Genomic DNA, 15,171 nt, shown 5'->3' with positions numbered 1-15,171 from the left:
ATCCGACGGCACATCAGGACCACACACTGTTCGACTAAAGGAGTAGAAGGGGCAATGTCGCTCTTCTTACAGCTCGGCTTCCAGGGTATCGCCCTAGGGATGGTCTACGGCTTGATCGGACTCGGGTTCGTGATCATGTTCAAGGGCTCCCACACATTCAACTTTGCCCACGGGGAGATTGTGGCGCTGGGCGCCTACTCGGTGCTGGCCTTGATGGCCGTCATGCCCTGGGGGCTGGCGTTCGTCATCGCCGCCGTCATCATGGTGGTCCTTGCGGTCTTGATCGAGGCAGTCTTCTTGCGCCGCATGGTCGGCAAATCCGTAACGACCGTTGTGCTTGCGACACTGGGTATCTCGATCATGCTTCACCAGGCAATCCTGATGATCTGGGGTGTCGGAACACATGGACCGGCGGGTCCCGTCGGCTCGGGCACAGTGAATATCGGCTCCGTGGTGCTGCCGTGGAGTGGTATCGCGACGATCGGCACTTCCGTGGTGGTCCTCGCTGGGCTGGCCTATTTTTTCCAGAAGACACCGTACGGACTGGCGCTCCGCGCGACTGCAAGTCACCAGGAAGCAGCCCTCGCACAGGGAATCGATGTGCGGCGGATGTTCGCACTCTCGTGGGGTCTCGCGGCCTTCCTCGCCGTTGTGGCCGGTGTGTTCCTGGCATCCTTTCCTCGGGTCGTATCGCCGTCCTTGGGTGTCGTTGCACTGCTTGCCATTCCGGCGATCGTGATCGGTGGAATGGACTCACTGGTCGGCGCGATCGTCGGCGGCCTGATCGTCGGCCTGATTCAGGTGATGGGGTCTTACTACCTGTCGGACATCGGGGGCGGCCGACTGCACGAGGTCCTGCCCTACATCGTCATGTTTGCCGTGCTGGTGGTCCGGCCCTACGGACTCTTCGGCAGCAAAAGCATTGAAAGGGTCTGACCGATGACAACAACTCTCGAACCCGCATCTGTCGGCGATGACACCACAGGTGGTCCCCGCGCGGTCGTGCCGACCAAGAAACGAAGCACGCGTGTGTGGGTTGCAGTATGGGTCGTGGCAATGCTCGTTGTGCCGTGGGTGCTGCAGTCCGACCTCTGGATGGGCGTCGGAATCTTCGCGTTGATTGCGGCAATCGGTGCCCTCGGCATGCAGGTCATCACGGGATTTGCCGGTCAGATCTCGATGGGCCACGCGGTATTCATGGCGATCGGTGCGTACACCTCAGCCTGGCTGGGAGTCGATGAGGGACTCCCGGTCTGGGTGTGGTTGCCTGCGGCTGCCGTGGTTGCCGGACTTGCGGGTGGTGTGGTCGCTCCGGCGGCAGTGCGCATCCGCGGGCTCTACCTGGCAGTCGCGACATTGGCCCTGATTTTCATCGGCACGTACGTCTGGGAAACCTGGACCAGTATGAGCGGTGGCGTCAACGGCCGGACGGCCCCTGCGGTCGAAATCAACGGGCAGGATCTGCTGGACGGCTACTGGTCGTCGGGAGGCGAGGAGATCCTGACCTCGTTCCAGGCATGGTGGTACTTCGCGCTGGCAGTGCTGCTCGTTGTCACAGTGCTGACGTGGAACCTCAAGCGCTCGCGGCTCGGTCGTGCCTTCATGGCTGTCCGAGACCGGGACATCGCCGCCGGCGTCGCGGGTATACCGGTGACGCGGACCAAGGTCGTCGCCTTCGTCATCTCCTCGGCCCTCGCCGGTGTCTCCGGGGCACTGCTCGTGTCCTACATGGGCTACTTCACGCCGAGCCAGTGGACGATGATGGTCTCCGTCGACTTCATCGCCATGGTTGTCATCGGCGGTATGGGGACTGTCGCGGGCGCGATACTCGGCGCATTCTTCATCAAAGCGATGCCCGAGATGGTCAACGTGGTTTCGCCGTATCTTCCGTTTGTATCGAAGGATGCCAGCGCCGAGGGCGGCGTCACCGCGCCCCTGCTCTCGCAGTTCCTGTACGGGTTCGTGATCGTGCTGGTTCTCATCTTCGAGCCCAAGGGCTTGGTCGCCCTCTTCAAGCGGCCTGTCGACTGGATACGAGCCCGAATCTCCGGAGGTAGCAAATGAACTCGCTGGTTATCGACAGCCTTAGTGTCCGCTACGGCGCAGCTTCGCTGGCACTCGAGGACGTGAGTCTCACGGTTCCCGAAGGCCAGATCGTCAGCCTTCTCGGGCCGAACGGCGCCGGTAAGTCAACGCTGATGCGTGCTGTCTCAGGTCTGCTCGGCGTGCACGGCGGCACGGTGGCTTCGGGCAAGGTCGAACTGCTGGGTAAGGACGTCACCAACGAACGCTCGTCGAAGCGCGTCAAGGCAGGACTTGCCCAGGCTCTCGAAGGCCGGCAGATCTTCCCGGGACTGACCGTGGCGGAGAATCTGGCCAGCGGCGGTTACGTACGGCGCTATCGCAAGGCCCAGGAACTCGAGGCGCGCGAGCGGGTGCTGCACCATTTCCCGCGTTTGGGCGATCTGATGCAACGTAAAGCCGGTTACCTCTCGGGCGGCGAGCAGCAGATGCTCGCGATCGGGCGAGCAATGATGTCGGCGCCGAAGGTTCTTCTGCTCGACGAACCAAGCCTCGGATTGGCACCGAAAATCGTCGAGGACGTCCGAGACGTGATCGTTGCCATCAACAAGGAGGGCACGTCGATCTTGCTTGTCGAGCAGAACGCGGCAATGGCGATGGCGATTGCCCAGTATGCCTATGTTCTCGAGGGTGGCCGTGTGGTCAAGGAGGGCAAGGCGGAGGATCTGCGGGGCGATGCGGAAATTGCAGAGCTCTATCTGGGGGCGTCGGCAGTGGGCACAGCCGCACCCGCAGCAGAGCCCGCGGGAATCGATACCGAAGGAGCGATCCAGCATGTCTGAGACGCGTGCAAACCTGTTGGAGATCGAGGGTCTTTCTCTGAGCTTCAGCGGGGTCAAAGCCATTGACGGCGTGAGCTTCTCGATCGCCGAGGGTGAGTTGTTCTCCGTTATCGGTCCGAACGGTGCAGGCAAGTCCTCGTTGTTCAACTGCATCTCCGGCGTGTACTCACCGCAGTCCGGCTCGGTGCGCTTCGCCGGTGCGGAACTCCTCGGTCTCCCGGCTCACAGGATCGCCAAGAAGGGCATCGCCCGGACTTTCCAGAATGTGGAGGTCTTCCCGGCTATGACGGTGCTGGACAACCTGCTGCTTTCGCGGCACAACGCGATGCGCGCGGGGGCACTCGAGAACATGCTGTGGCTGGGCCGCTCGGCGCGCGAGGAGAAAGCGGCGGTGGAGAAGGTTCGCGAGGTCGCCGCGATGATGCAGATCGAGCATCTCGCCGACACCCCCGTCGGATCGCTGCCGCACGGAACTCAGAAGCGTATCGAGTTGGCGCGGGCAATGGCGATGGAGCCGCGGTTGATCATGCTCGATGAGCCCGTCGCAGGAATGAACCACGACGAGTCCGCCGAGATGACGGAAACCATCGTGAAGGTGAACCGTGACCTCGGAGTGGCGATTCTGCTCGTCGAGCACGACATGAAAATGGTCATGGGCATCTCGAATCGCGTGTGTGTCCTCAACTTTGGTCAAAGAATTGCCCTCGGCAAGCCTGCCGAAGTTATCCGCGACGAAGCTGTCGTCGCGGCCTATCTGGGAGCTGCATGATGAAAGACGGAAAATTTGTGATCTGCGCGATTGCGGGCAGTCTCCGCGCAGAATCGTGGAACCGCAAGCTCATCGAGGCGACCGCGGCAATGGCGCCGGACGACGTCGATGTGCGGATTACGAAGCTTCTGGGTGAGATCCCGATGCTCAACGAAGACGATTTCGGCAACGAGGCCGAGAGTGTCCACGCGCTACGCGCCGAAGTCGCGGCCGCTGATGCCCTGCTGATCGCGACGCCGGAATACAACGGCGGCATCCCTGGTGTCCTCAAGAACGCGCTCGACTGGCTCTCGCTTCCCCTCGGACAGTCGGTACTCGAGCGCAAGCCCGTGGCGATCATGGGCGCGACGCCCGGCCGACTCGGAACAGCGCGGAGCCAGTTCGAACTGCGTCACACCTTCGTCTTCTCGCGGTCCCCAGTCTTGCCGGGGCCCGAGATTCTCCTCAGCTTTGCGCCCAATCACTTTGACGAGCAGGGCCGACTGACGGATCCGATCGTCCTCGAACGGGTCGATTTGATGTTCTCGCACTTGAAGAAGTACGCAAGTCTCAATGAATTCGAGGTTGTCTAACCATGACCGGCGTTACCACCAGCCCGACCGTCCACAAGGAATTTGTCAGCACCGAGTCCCCCGGCGCGAAGCGCGCGGGTGCCGGCGGCTACCCGTGCCAAGGCCTGTACTACACGCCGGCCGGCAAGAAGCCGCGCATCGCAATGATCGCTACGCATTACCAGATTGATTTCTCGGAGCATTACCTCGCCGAGTTCATGGCTGTGTGCGGCATTGGATTTCTGGGCTGGAACACCCGCTACCGCGGTTACGAAGAGCTTTTCAACCTCGATGCGGCCCTGGTCGACATCGGTGTGGGCGTGCGCTGGCTCAAGGAGCACGAGGGTGTGGATCAGGTTATCCTGCTTGGTAATTCCGGTGGCGGCTCGCTCATGGCGGCCTATCAGGCGCAAGCCACCTCGCCGTGCATCCGCCCCGCCCGCGACATGGAACCCGCAGTGGGTATCAACGATCTCATCGCCGGTGATGCCTACGTCTCACTCGCGGCGCACGGCGGCCGGCCCGATGTTCTCACCGCATGGCTGGATGCAGCCGTCGTCGACGAGAACGACCCGACGCTGACCGACCCCGAACTCGACCTGTTCAACCCGGTGAACGGTCCGCCGTACTCCGAGGAATTCATCGAGAAGTACCGCGCCGCGCAGGTTGCTCGCAACCACCGGATCACCGCCTGGGCCAAGGAAGAGCTTGCCCGGGTCACCGACGCCGGTTACTACGACCGGCACTTCGGCGTCCCACGTACATGGGCGGATCCCCGGATGATGGATGCGACGCTGGATCCGAGTAGTCGCCCGGAAGGTCAGTGCTATCGCGGGGAGACTCCCGCGGCCAACCGCGGCGACCGCGGCATCGGTGCGGGCAGCACCCTGCGGAACTGGCTGCACATGTGGAGCCTCGAAGAATCTCAGTGTCGCGCGGAAATGCACATGGAGAAGATCACGGTGCCGGCGTTGGTCATCAACCCTGACGGCGATTCGGGTGTGTTTCCGAGCGACGCGGACACGCTGTACAGCGCCTTTGCGAGCGAGGACAAGTCGCGCAAGGACCTGCCCGGCGATCATTACTTCCAGGAGCCCGGTGCCCGCGAAGCCGTCGCCGAAGTGATCTGCGATTGGATCGCCGACCGTTTCCCCAAGGCGCAGTGGTGAATACGAGCATCGAGATGGATGATCTGGCGCTTGCGCGAAAGCAGCACTGGGTCAATCAGGTTGCACGGTATGCGTTTGAGCGCGGGGGCCTGACGGCCATCGTCTTCGGTGACCGCCGGATAACCTGGGCGCAGCTTCAGGAGCGAGTGGTTGCCGTCTCTTCCGCACTCACCGAGCGCGGCGTGGGCTCGGGCGACCGCGTTGCAGTGCTGATGGGCAACCAGGCCGAATACATCGAGATCATGATCGCCGCCAACCGAATCGGTGCTATCGCGGTGCCGATCAACTTCCGGCTGAGCGTCGGTGAGGTGGCGTTCACACTCGACAACAGCGGGTCTGCCGTCCTTTTCGTGGACGAACAGGCGAGCGCCACCGGAATCGCGGCAGTTGCAAAGGCCGAGGGTCCGGTGCAGGTATTCCAGCTCGGCAGCGAGAGCACTGATGGTGCAACGCCATACGACGTTCTCCTCTCTCACCCCGGTTCGAGAGGAATCGTCGAGGAGGTGGACGAGGCACAGTCAGCGCTGCTGATGTACACCTCGGGCACCACCGGACGACCCAAGGGGGCCGTCCTCACGCATCGCAACCTGGCAGCGCAGTCGACCACAAATCTCATGGCGTTCCGCTTCGAGATGCATGACGAGGTCAGCCTCTGCGCAGCGCCGCTGTTCCATATCGGCACCATCGGCCTGGTGGCCCCGTCCATCCTGGTGGGCGCCACGATGGTCATCCTGCCGAGCGTCTCCTTCGATGCGGGTGCCCTGCTCGACGTTGCGGAGCGCGAGCGGGTCACCTCGACGTTCCTCGTGCCCACTCAGTGGCAGGCGGTCTGTGACGAGCAAGAGCGAGCGCCGCGTGATCTGTCACGGCTCCGCGTCAGCTCCTGGGGCGCGGCGCCGGCCAGCGACACGCTGCTCCGCAAGATGGACGAGGTGCTGCCGGGCGCGTCGAGCCTTGCGCTGTTCGGACAGACCGAGATGTCGCCGGTCACGTGCGTGCTCGAGGCAAAGGACTCGCGCCGCAAACTCGGCTCCGTCGGACGCCCGGCTCCCGGGGTCTGGGCACGCATCGTCGACCCCGACATGGTGGATGTGCAGCACGGAGAGGTCGGCGAGATCGTTTACCGCGGCCCGGGGCTCATGACCGGCTACTGGAACAACCCGGAGGCGACGGCGCAGGCTTTCGCCGGCGGCTGGTTCCACTCCGGTGACCTGGTGCGAATGGACGACGAGGGCTTCATCTATGTCGTGGACCGCGCGAAGGACATGATCATTTCCGGCGGAGAGAACATCTACTGCGCCGAGGTCGAGAATGCGCTGGCCGGCCACCCCGACATCGCCGAGGTTGCGGTGATCGGCCAGGCTCACGAGACGTGGGGCGAGACCCCGGTCGCAGTGGTCTCGCTGAAGGCGGGTGCGGGGGAACTGACCGTCGAGGCGCTGCGCACTTGGGCAGGGGAGAGGTTGGCCCGCTACAAGTTGCCGACCGACCTCGTTGTGGTCGATATGTTGCCGCGAAACGCGTCGGGCAAGGTCACGAAGAATGATCTGCGAACTTCTGCCGTTACGCTACCTGCGTGACCGCAAAGGAAGATTCATCTGCGAACCGTCCGCAGTACCCGATCGAGTCCGTCGATAATGCACTTCGGATCCTGCTGCTGCTGGGCGAGCGCCGCAGTATCCGGCTGACCGATGTGAGTGAGTACCTCTCGGTTGCCTCGTCGACCGCGCACCGGTTGCTGGCGATGTTGCAGTACCGAGGTTTCGTTCGTCAGGTCGAGGGCTCGCGGGCATACGAGCCGGGTCCTGCCTTGACGACGATAGCGTTCGCGGTCTTGCGTCAGACCGACGTTCGAGCACGGGTGCATCCGGTGCTCGAGCGTCTCTCGACCAGTCTGGGTGAGACTGTCCATCTGGCCCGGCTTGATGGGAACACGGTGACTTTCGTGGACTCGGTCGAGAGCGCAAGGGCGGTGCGCGTGGGGTCCCGCATGGGGATGACGATGCCCGCGCACTGCACATCGTCCGGCAAGGCGTTGCTCGCAGCGCTGGATGACCGCGCAGTACGTGAGCTCTATCCCGAGGAGAAGCTGACGGGCCTGACCTCGCACTCGATCACCAAGCGGTCGGCACTGCTGCGCCAGCTCACGGAGATTCGCAAAGTCGGCTTCGCTACCAGCGACGAAGAGTCCGAGGATGAAGTTGCATCGGTGTCGGTTTCGCTCGGCGAGTACGGCGGGGCGCGGTACACCTTGAACGTGTCCACACCCAAGAGTCGGATGTCGGATGTGACCCGTGAGGAGATCGCAGAAGCTCTGGCCAAAGCGGTGGACGAAGTCGCAGCGTTCTTCCTGTGATCTGGAGATAGTGCGAATCTGCCTGCGCGGCAAGGTAGTGCAACGCGACAGCCACGCCGATCAAATTGATCGGCGTGGCTGTTCTATGTACTGCGTACTCTTCAGGCGAACACCTTGCGGAGTTGACCTGCGTCCAGATACTCCTCGATACGACGGACCTTGCCGCCGTCGACGTATACCCGAAAGATCGTGGGGACGTTGACGGTCTTGTCTCCGATGGACGCCCGGATGACGTGCTGGCGCACAAAGCCATCCTCGAGTGCGACGCAGCGTGGGTCGTCGTAGCCGAAGTCGTCGTAGCGGGTGGGGATGCCTGAGAGGATGCGGAGGTTGTCCTCACGGGACTGCTCGGCGTTGTCCCAGTTGTGCCAGATCTTCACGTCGTCGTGATAGATCTCGTCGAGAACGGCGACATTACCGAGCTCGAGGGCTCCGAACATCTTGTCTGCGAGCTCGAGTATCTCGCTCATTTGGCGGCAGCCCCAACCGGGGTGCCAAGGTCACCGTCTGCGGTCCGGGGAGCGTGCTTCACATCGTCCTCGCGTAGCTCTCGGGTCCAGGCCGCGAACTCGAGCAGGATGCCGTCCGGGTCGAAGAAGTAGATCGATCGAACGAACGTGGAGTCGCTCTCTCCGAAGCTGATCCCGCGCTCGGACATGTCGTGGTTGAGCATGGGGCCGGTCTGCACGCCTTTGGCTTCGAGCTTGGCCTTGTACTCGTCGAACTTGTCGAGCGGGATCTTGAACGACACGTGGTTCATGGAGCCGTGCGCTGACGCGATTTCCTTGCCGATGCCGGGGATTGCCGCGGGTGCTGCGATGCCGGGGGCGTGGGGGGCGGCGTCGGCGAACCAGAAGAATGCGATGAACTGTCCGCCGCCCATGTCGAAGAAGAAGTGCTGTCCGCCGCCGGGCAGGGAGAGTGTCATGGACAGCTTCATGCCCAGGACGTTGGTGTAGAAGTCGACGGTGCGTTCCATGTCCTGACACACCAGCGCCAAGTGGCATACGCCGCCGAGTTCGAATTCCGTATTTGTCATCACACTCTCCCTGCTCTGTGACGCTCACCGCGCCGTTGCCTTGGTTCGAGACTATTGCCGAGTGTTCGGTTCGTCAAGACCTATCGATCGCTAAGTTACGAACATTGGGCTGGCTATGGTAGTGGCGGCACCTGTCCCTCGGGTGTTCGAGGGTTGGGTCAGCCAAAGACGATGTTGAGTTGGCCGCGGTCGAAGTACTCCTCGATACGGTGGATCTTGCCGCTCTCGACGTACACGCGCAGGACCGCGGGAACGTTGACGGTCTTCTCTCCGATCGTGGCCTTGATGACGTGCTGGCGGAGAAATCCGTCCTCGACTGCGGTGTGGCGGACGTCCTCGTAACCGAATTCGTCGTAGCGGCTGGAGATTCCAGCGAGGGTCGCGAGGTTGTCCTCACGAGACTGATCGAGGTTGTCGAAGTTGTGCCAGACGGTTACGTCGTCGCGGTAAAAGCCGGCTACCGCATCGATGTCACCGCCCTGGACAGCGTTGAAGAACTGCTCTGCAAACTCGAGGATGTCGCTCATTGGGATGCTCCTGACCGGGCGTCGTAGGCGACGCTGAACGTATTTATCAGAGGGTGAGATTGCGCAGTTGCCGGACCTGGTCCGGGGTCTCGTATTCGCGCTGTGATGTGACATTCATCGCTCGAACATCACACGAAGACCGTATTGTCACCTGTTTGGTTCGTCAAGGACTATCGATCGATAAGTTTCGAACAAGTTGCGAACCTGGTATCGGGGATGACCCACTTGGCATGCAACCTAGCCGTCTAGCCGGGCAATCGCGAGTCGGCGGGATACCGTGGTGGGCATGGCAGCGGTGGGACGAATCGGTGGGGACGGGCTAGGTGTCAGGATGCGCGCAGCGCGCATCGAGCGTGAGATGGGGCTTAGGCAACTGGCGCAGCAGATCGGGATGAGTCCGTCGTCGCTGAGCGAGTTCGAGAACGGCAAGAGCATGCCGGGCGCTGAGCGTCTGCAGGCACTCGCAACTGTGCTCGGAGTACCACTCGAGCTGGATCCGCCCGAGCCTGCCGGCCCAGGGTTCGAGGACTGGCGGGACTTTGAACGACTAGACCTCGCCCCGGTCTTTCGGGTGGCACTGGATGTCTTCGTGGAAGAGGGTTACCACGCTGCGACGGTCAGGATGATCGCCGACAGGTGCGGATTGTCGATGGCAGGCGTCTATTACCACGTGGAAAGCAAGGACGCGCTGCTCACCGAATTGTTGCAGGGCGCAATGGCTGAGCTGATCAGTCGATGCGTAGCAGCAGACGCCGAAGCGGATTCACCTGCGCAGCGGGTGGTGAATCTTGTCGAATGCGTCATCCTGTTCCATACGTACCGTCAGGCCTCGGCGGTACTCGCGTCCACGGAACTCCGTTCGCTTGACGAGCCCGGCCGATTACTGCACCTTCAGTCGCGCCGGAAGGTTCGGGAAATTATTCAGTCGGCAGTGGAGGCCTGCCGTAATGCGGGACGGGTCGGAACTGTGCCGGCGACGTCGACGGCCACGGCGATCGTCACGATGTGCGTCGCCGTGGCCGATTGGTACCGGCCGGGGATCAGTCCGTCGCCGCGTGAGATCGCCCGGGAGTACGCCGATCTCGCGTTGGCCATGGTTGGTGCATGAGCGAGTCGTGCAGGCTTGGGGTTTCGGACTTCATGCCTTGACTAAGCCAGTTGGCCTATGCAATTCTGAGAGCAGAGAAGTATTCTGCATTGCAGAATAATGTGGTGGATGAATGTCAGTCCCACGAAATATCAAGTCCAGGCGACACGTTGAGGGGTCAGCATCCGACACGGTTGCTGACCCCTCGAACAACCGGATACCAGGAGTGCGCAATGACCGCGATTGTCCAGGGACACCCGTCGACGAATGACGATTCGTATCAGCTCAACACAACGACGTTGATCCGTCATTCGGCGCGGAACTACCCGGAGCGCGAGATCGTCTATCGCACCAGCGATGGGGGATGGGACCGTTACACGTACGCCGACGCGTATGCACGCGTCAAACGGATTGCGAACACTCTGACCGATCTGGGTGTAGCACCTGGTGACGTGGTGGGAATCCTGGACTGGAACAGCAAGCGGCACTTCGAGCTCTACTGGGCCATCCCCGGTACCGGAGCAGTGATGCTTCAGATGAACCTGCGCTTGGCGCCCGAAGATGTTGGCTATGTCGCGACGCACGGCGGTGCGTCCGTGGTCCTGGTGGACGAGAGTTTGCTGAGCGTCGCGGAGTCGGTCGCGCCGTTCGCGCCGGAGGTCACGTGGGTTGTGATGTCCGACAAGCCATTATCCGACATCACCACGACATTGCCGAATGTCCGTCATTTCGAAGACCTCGTCGCGAAGGCGTCGCCGGAGATCGACTGGCCGATGATCGACGAGAGTTCCGCCTACAGTGCTTGCTACACGACCGGAACCACCGGCCGGCCCAAGGGCGTGTACTACTCGCATCGAGCGATCTATCTGCACACCCTGACGCAGGCCTCGTCCTACGGGATGAGCGCCGCCGACGCGGTCATGCTGATCACGCCGATGTTCCACAGTCAGTCCTGGGGTCTGCCGCAGTCCGCGGTCTACGTCGCGGCCAAGATTGTTCTGCCCGGCCGCTATTCGGCGGAGGACACCGACATGCTGGCGGACGTGATGATCGCAGAGGCTGTGACTGTCGCGAACGGCGCGCCGGCGATCTTCCAGCCGATGCTCGACTACATCAAGACTCTCGACGTCAAACCCGACTTCAGCCGAACCCGATTGCTGTCCGGCGCTACCGAGCCCGCGCTTTCCCTCATGCGCGGGTTCCACGACTTGACCGGGGCTGATTTCATCCATGCGTACGGGGCTACCGAGACTGCCCCGATGGCCTTCGTCAACTACGGCCGCAAGGTGACCTTGCAGGGCAAGGTGGCGGAGGACGAATGGTGGAACATCAAGCGCTATCAGGGTCTTCCCGCAGGTGGTGTCGATGTGCGGATCGTGGATCCAGAAGACAACGACTTGCCGCATGACGGCAAGAGTCAGGGCGAGGTCCTACTGAAGGGGCCGTGGATCACCGCGAGATATCACAAGCTTGATGACGACGCCGATCGATTCCTCGACGGATACTGGCGTAGCGGCGACATCGGAACCATTGATGAAAACGGCTACCTCAAGCTTGCGGATCGGCTCAAAGACGTCATCAAGAGTGGTGGCGAATGGATTTCGTCGATTGACATGGAAAACGCGATCATTGCTCATCCTCGGGTAGCTGAGGCAGCAGTGATCGGTGTCGAGCATCCGAAGTGGCAGGAACGTCCGGTCGTCATCATGGTGACCACGGACGGTGAGGACGTTGCGCTCGCCGAGATCCACGCACTGCTCCACGGTTCCTTCGCCAAATGGCAGCTCCCCGACACGATCTTGTATGTCGACGCGCTTCCACGGACGAGTGTGGGAAAGCTCGACAAGAAGGTCATGCGTGTTCAACACGGGGACTTCTACCGGGACGCCTAAGTTTCGTGAAAGCCCGGCTAGTGAGATTTTCACACTGGCCGGGCTTTGTTGTATCTGTTTGTTGCGCACTCTTTTCCGGACTTTCCGGCGCCGGATCTCCATTCTTCACAGTAGAAATGACTTCTGATAGCCTCGTCACAGGAGCCGCCGGAAGTGGCTCGAATCACCTCGATGTCAGGGAGACGCAGTTGACCAAGCGGATCGCATATCTCGAAATGAATACGGGCCAGCAGAAGAGCCCGGTCCCCGATCGCCTGATCTCGCCCGGGTATTCCGTAGAGTCGGTATACACGGGGATTCGAGTGACTCCGATCGACGCGGTCGACCTACTGCTCTCCGATGTCATCTACACGGAGGCTGCTATGCGGGCCGCTCGCGACGGGTACGCCGGAGTGCTGATCGGCGGGGTTCCGGATTACGGTCTGGCTGCCGCGCGCGCTGCCTCCGACATCCCGGTGGTCGGCAGCGGTGAAGCTAGCCTGCTGGCTGCGGCGTCTCTCGGTGAGAAATTCAGTATCGTCACGATCTGGCCGGAGACGATGGACTTCGTCTACGAACGCCTCTTGCGCGATAATCCTGTTGGGCGTCAGTGTATCTCGGTTCGCTATGTCTCGACACACGCGGAGCAGAGCACTCTGGCCGATGAAGACAACTTCCTCACCCGGATGAAGGCCGGACGAGAGGACATTGTCGAGCGCATCCTTACCGAGATCGAGCTCGCAGTGCGGGACGGCGCCAAGTCGGTCATTCTCGGTTGCAACTGTATGAGCCCGGTCGCCGAGATCCTCGCTGCCCGTTCGAGTGTCCCCATCGTGGACCCGACGACGGCCGGTTACCGCCAGCTCGAGACGCTGATCGAGCTCGGCTTGCGCCCGGCGCGGGATTCGCGGCTGCCGCGATCGGAGCGACAGGAGCTTTTTGCCGAGATGGTGCAGGCGGCGGATCTCGCCCTCGGGGCTGATCTGGAAGACTGCCCGGTGTGTGTCCTCAATGACGACGGCACCGCCTCGTGCGACCTGCCGGCGAGCATGCCCGCAGAAGCATAGGACGGGCAGAGATATATGAGCGCTGCATACACACTCGAATCAGTATCGGCCCGAGCCGAAATCGAAGATGTCATCCATCGGTACTGCCATGCGACGGATCGCCGGCGCTGGTGGCTGATGGACTCGGTTTTCCATGAAGACGCGACGTGCCGATTGTCGTCGATCGGCGGAAGCTGGCGCGAATTCGTCGCACAAGGCTCAGCGCTTCTCGAGCCGGTCGCCGCGACGCACCACCAGGTCGGCAACATCATGATTGCTTTCGAGGGTAGCGTGGCACACGTCGAAACCTACGTGACTGCTTTCCACGCAGTCCCGGCTGATGCACCGGCCGGTGGCTCATTCGGTGGCACGGGAGTGGCGTACGAGGTCATGCTCGGCGCTCGCTACATCGACCGGTTCGAGCTCCGCGACGAGCGCTGGCGGATCGCCGACCGTCGCCTGCTCACGGAGTGGCGTAACCACCGCCCGGTCCGTGAAGGCGGATTGGCCGGCGTCACTGCGCAGGCGCGGGGACAGCGAGAGGACGGTATCTCGAGATCCGTCGTCGAGGCATGGCGCACACACGATCTCGGCCGAGTAGACCCGAGCCGGCTTGTCGACCGCGCGGAAATCGCCGACGTTGTCAATCGCTTCTGCCACGCAGTGGATCGGAACCGATGGGAACTGATGGCGAGCGTTTTCCACGAGGACGGGAAAACTGTCTTCATCGGAACCGAGAAGCCTTGGCAGAAAATGGTGGAGGGCGCGCGCGTATCGATGGGCTCCCTCGATCGGACCCACCACCAGACGGGAAATATGCTGTTCTCGTTTGACGGTGATGTCGCCGAAGTGGAAACCTACGTCACCGCCTACCACCGAGTTCCGCCCACAGCTTCCGCAAATGCATTCTGGGACGGCCGAGATGAGGACTACGAGGGCGTTGCGGGCGGTCGGTACATCGACCGGTTCGAGCGTCGCGACGGTCGCTGGCTCATGGTCGAGCACCGAACCTTTGTCGAGTGGCGTCATGACCATGCCGTCGAGGAAGGCTCGCTCGCTCATACCCCGTCGAACATGCGGGGTCAGCGCGGGGATGCCGACACATCGCTTCCGGTGGTAGCGGCGCTGCTGAACTGACTACTGTATTGCGTTGAGGTGCAACGAATGAGTGCCGGCAAATCGCCGGCGCTCATTCGTTTCGAAGGTCATTCGATCCCCAGGGCACGCGACCATAGGTAGGTGATGGTGTCGATCGCTTCGTCATCGGACTCAGGTCGGCCTATCCCTTGCGCGTTCATGCCGAGCCAGAGATAACAACTGTGTTCGAGCATGGACGAGAGCGCTGACGCGGCAACGTACGGATCTACATTGGGATCCGTTATTCCTTCGCGCTGAAGCACTTTGATTCGTCCGGCAATCTTTCGGACACCGACCTCGCGAATCTCCATCCACGCTTGCAGGAATTCGTCCTCGACTGCCGCCGCGTGCGTGATTCCGACCAGTTCAGGAATGAACTCGGTGTAGGTACGCCAGAACACGGCGACGGCAGATCTCAGTGATTCCGCGGTGTACTCGCCCTGCGGATCGGGTTTCCCGTCCTCGAGGACGCGGCTGAGGAAGTCTTGCAACATTGCGTGGAGGATCTCCCGCTTGTTGTCGAAGTAGTTGTAGAGCGTTCCTGGAGATTTGCCTGCCTCGTCAGCGATATCGGTCATCCGGGCGTTGAGGTAACCGTCGCGCTTGAAGACGGTGCGCGCCGCGGTCTTGATGAGCTGCTCGGTCTGCTGCCCCTTCGTACCCACGTGTTCGGTACTCGCTGTATGCACCTTGATGGCCCCTTCAGATCTCGTCGCTGCAGGTCTGGATTGTAGCGATATCGCTGACGTGGATGC

Annotated in this window: 16 protein-coding genes; 12 read left to right on the top strand and 4 right to left on the bottom strand. The window is 61.8% G+C overall.

The annotated features are described in order from the left end of the window. The first annotated feature begins 54 nt into the window (after positions 1-54). From ACFRFQ_RS25430 to ACFRFQ_RS25395, 8 genes are read left to right on the top strand one after another with little or no spacing between them, the layout of a single operon-like run. Positions 55-936 (top strand): branched-chain amino acid ABC transporter permease, encoded by an 882-nt coding sequence (locus ACFRFQ_RS25430; protein WP_378663909.1) that lies wholly within the window; start codon positions 55-57, stop codon positions 934-936. A 3-nt stretch (positions 937-939) separates the two neighbouring features. Then, on the top strand, positions 940-2,064 hold the full coding sequence (locus tag ACFRFQ_RS25425) for a branched-chain amino acid ABC transporter permease (RefSeq protein ID WP_378663906.1): 1,125 nt from the start codon (positions 940-942) through the stop codon (positions 2,062-2,064). Beyond that, positions 2,061-2,864, top strand: coding sequence for an ABC transporter ATP-binding protein (locus ACFRFQ_RS25420; protein ID WP_378663902.1), 804 nt, complete (start codon positions 2,061-2,063; stop codon positions 2,862-2,864). The genes ACFRFQ_RS25425 and ACFRFQ_RS25420 overlap by 4 nt, the downstream gene beginning before the upstream one ends. Further along, the gene (locus ACFRFQ_RS25415; protein WP_378663899.1) at positions 2,857-3,633 is read left to right on the top strand and encodes an ABC transporter ATP-binding protein; all 777 of its coding nucleotides are present in this window, start codon (positions 2,857-2,859) and stop codon (positions 3,631-3,633) included. Before ACFRFQ_RS25420 ends, ACFRFQ_RS25415 begins: the two co-directional genes overlap by 8 nt. Then, positions 3,630-4,205, top strand: coding sequence for an NADPH-dependent FMN reductase (locus ACFRFQ_RS25410; RefSeq protein WP_378663896.1), 576 nt, complete (start codon positions 3,630-3,632; stop codon positions 4,203-4,205). The genes ACFRFQ_RS25415 and ACFRFQ_RS25410 overlap by 4 nt, the downstream gene beginning before the upstream one ends. Positions 4,206-4,207: 2 nt before the next feature. Continuing rightward, positions 4,208-5,353 carry an alpha/beta hydrolase gene (locus ACFRFQ_RS25405; RefSeq protein WP_378663893.1) on the top strand — a complete coding sequence of 382 codons (1,146 nt, stop codon included), beginning with the start codon at positions 4,208-4,210 and terminating at the stop codon, positions 5,351-5,353. A 14-nt stretch (positions 5,354-5,367) separates the two neighbouring features. After that, positions 5,368-6,933: a long-chain-fatty-acid--CoA ligase gene (locus ACFRFQ_RS25400; protein ID WP_378664182.1), complete on the top strand. Its 1,566-nt coding sequence runs from the start codon at positions 5,368-5,370 to the stop codon at positions 6,931-6,933. Next, a complete protein-coding gene (locus ACFRFQ_RS25395) occupies positions 6,930-7,709 on the top strand; it encodes an IclR family transcriptional regulator (RefSeq protein WP_378663891.1) in 780 nt (259 codons plus the stop codon). The genes ACFRFQ_RS25400 and ACFRFQ_RS25395 overlap by 4 nt, the downstream gene beginning before the upstream one ends. A 101-nt stretch (positions 7,710-7,810) precedes the next feature. Here the strand turns inward: ACFRFQ_RS25395 and ACFRFQ_RS25390 are convergent, their stop codons facing one another. From ACFRFQ_RS25390 to ACFRFQ_RS25380, 3 genes are all read right to left on the bottom strand, one after another. After that, a complete protein-coding gene (locus tag ACFRFQ_RS25390) occupies positions 7,811-8,179 on the bottom strand; it encodes a nuclear transport factor 2 family protein (protein ID WP_378663889.1) in 369 nt (122 codons plus the stop codon). After that, positions 8,176-8,748 carry a VOC family protein gene (locus tag ACFRFQ_RS25385; protein ID WP_378663886.1) on the bottom strand — a complete coding sequence of 191 codons (573 nt, stop codon included), beginning with the start codon at positions 8,746-8,748 and terminating at the stop codon, positions 8,176-8,178. The genes ACFRFQ_RS25390 and ACFRFQ_RS25385 overlap by 4 nt, the downstream gene beginning before the upstream one ends. A 158-nt stretch (positions 8,749-8,906) precedes the next feature. After that, a complete protein-coding gene (locus ACFRFQ_RS25380) occupies positions 8,907-9,275 on the bottom strand; it encodes a nuclear transport factor 2 family protein (protein WP_378663884.1) in 369 nt (122 codons plus the stop codon). 286 nt (positions 9,276-9,561) lie between these two features. On the opposite strand from ACFRFQ_RS25380, the gene ACFRFQ_RS25375 reads away from it, so the two are divergent. From ACFRFQ_RS25375 to ACFRFQ_RS25360, 4 genes are all read left to right on the top strand, one after another. After that, a complete protein-coding gene (locus ACFRFQ_RS25375; RefSeq protein ID WP_378663881.1) occupies positions 9,562-10,383 on the top strand; it encodes a helix-turn-helix domain-containing protein in 822 nt (273 codons plus the stop codon). Positions 10,384-10,595: 212 nt separating this feature from the next. After that, positions 10,596-12,254, top strand: coding sequence for a long-chain-fatty-acid--CoA ligase (locus ACFRFQ_RS25370; RefSeq protein WP_378663878.1), 1,659 nt, complete (start codon positions 10,596-10,598; stop codon positions 12,252-12,254). A gap of 116 nt (positions 12,255-12,370) precedes the next feature. Further along, positions 12,371-13,300 (top strand): aspartate/glutamate racemase family protein, encoded by a 930-nt coding sequence (locus tag ACFRFQ_RS25365; protein WP_378663876.1) that lies wholly within the window; start codon positions 12,371-12,373, stop codon positions 13,298-13,300. A gap of 15 nt (positions 13,301-13,315) precedes the next feature. Then, positions 13,316-14,416 carry a nuclear transport factor 2 family protein gene (locus ACFRFQ_RS25360; RefSeq protein WP_378663874.1) on the top strand — a complete coding sequence of 367 codons (1,101 nt, stop codon included), beginning with the start codon at positions 13,316-13,318 and terminating at the stop codon, positions 14,414-14,416. Positions 14,417-14,484: 68 nt separating this feature from the next. On the opposite strand, the gene ACFRFQ_RS25355 is transcribed toward ACFRFQ_RS25360, so the two are convergent. Continuing rightward, the gene (locus ACFRFQ_RS25355; RefSeq protein ID WP_378663871.1) at positions 14,485-15,105 is read right to left on the bottom strand and encodes a TetR/AcrR family transcriptional regulator; all 621 of its coding nucleotides are present in this window, start codon (positions 15,103-15,105) and stop codon (positions 14,485-14,487) included. Positions 15,106-15,171 lie beyond the last annotated feature (66 nt).

This window comes from Rhodococcus sp. NPDC056743, from assembly GCF_042790355.1.
Taxonomy (GTDB): Bacteria; Actinomycetota; Actinomycetes; order Mycobacteriales; family Mycobacteriaceae; genus Rhodococcus_F.
The sequence above is the reverse complement of the archived record's forward strand: the minus strand, read 5'-3'. Positions and strand labels throughout refer to the sequence as shown.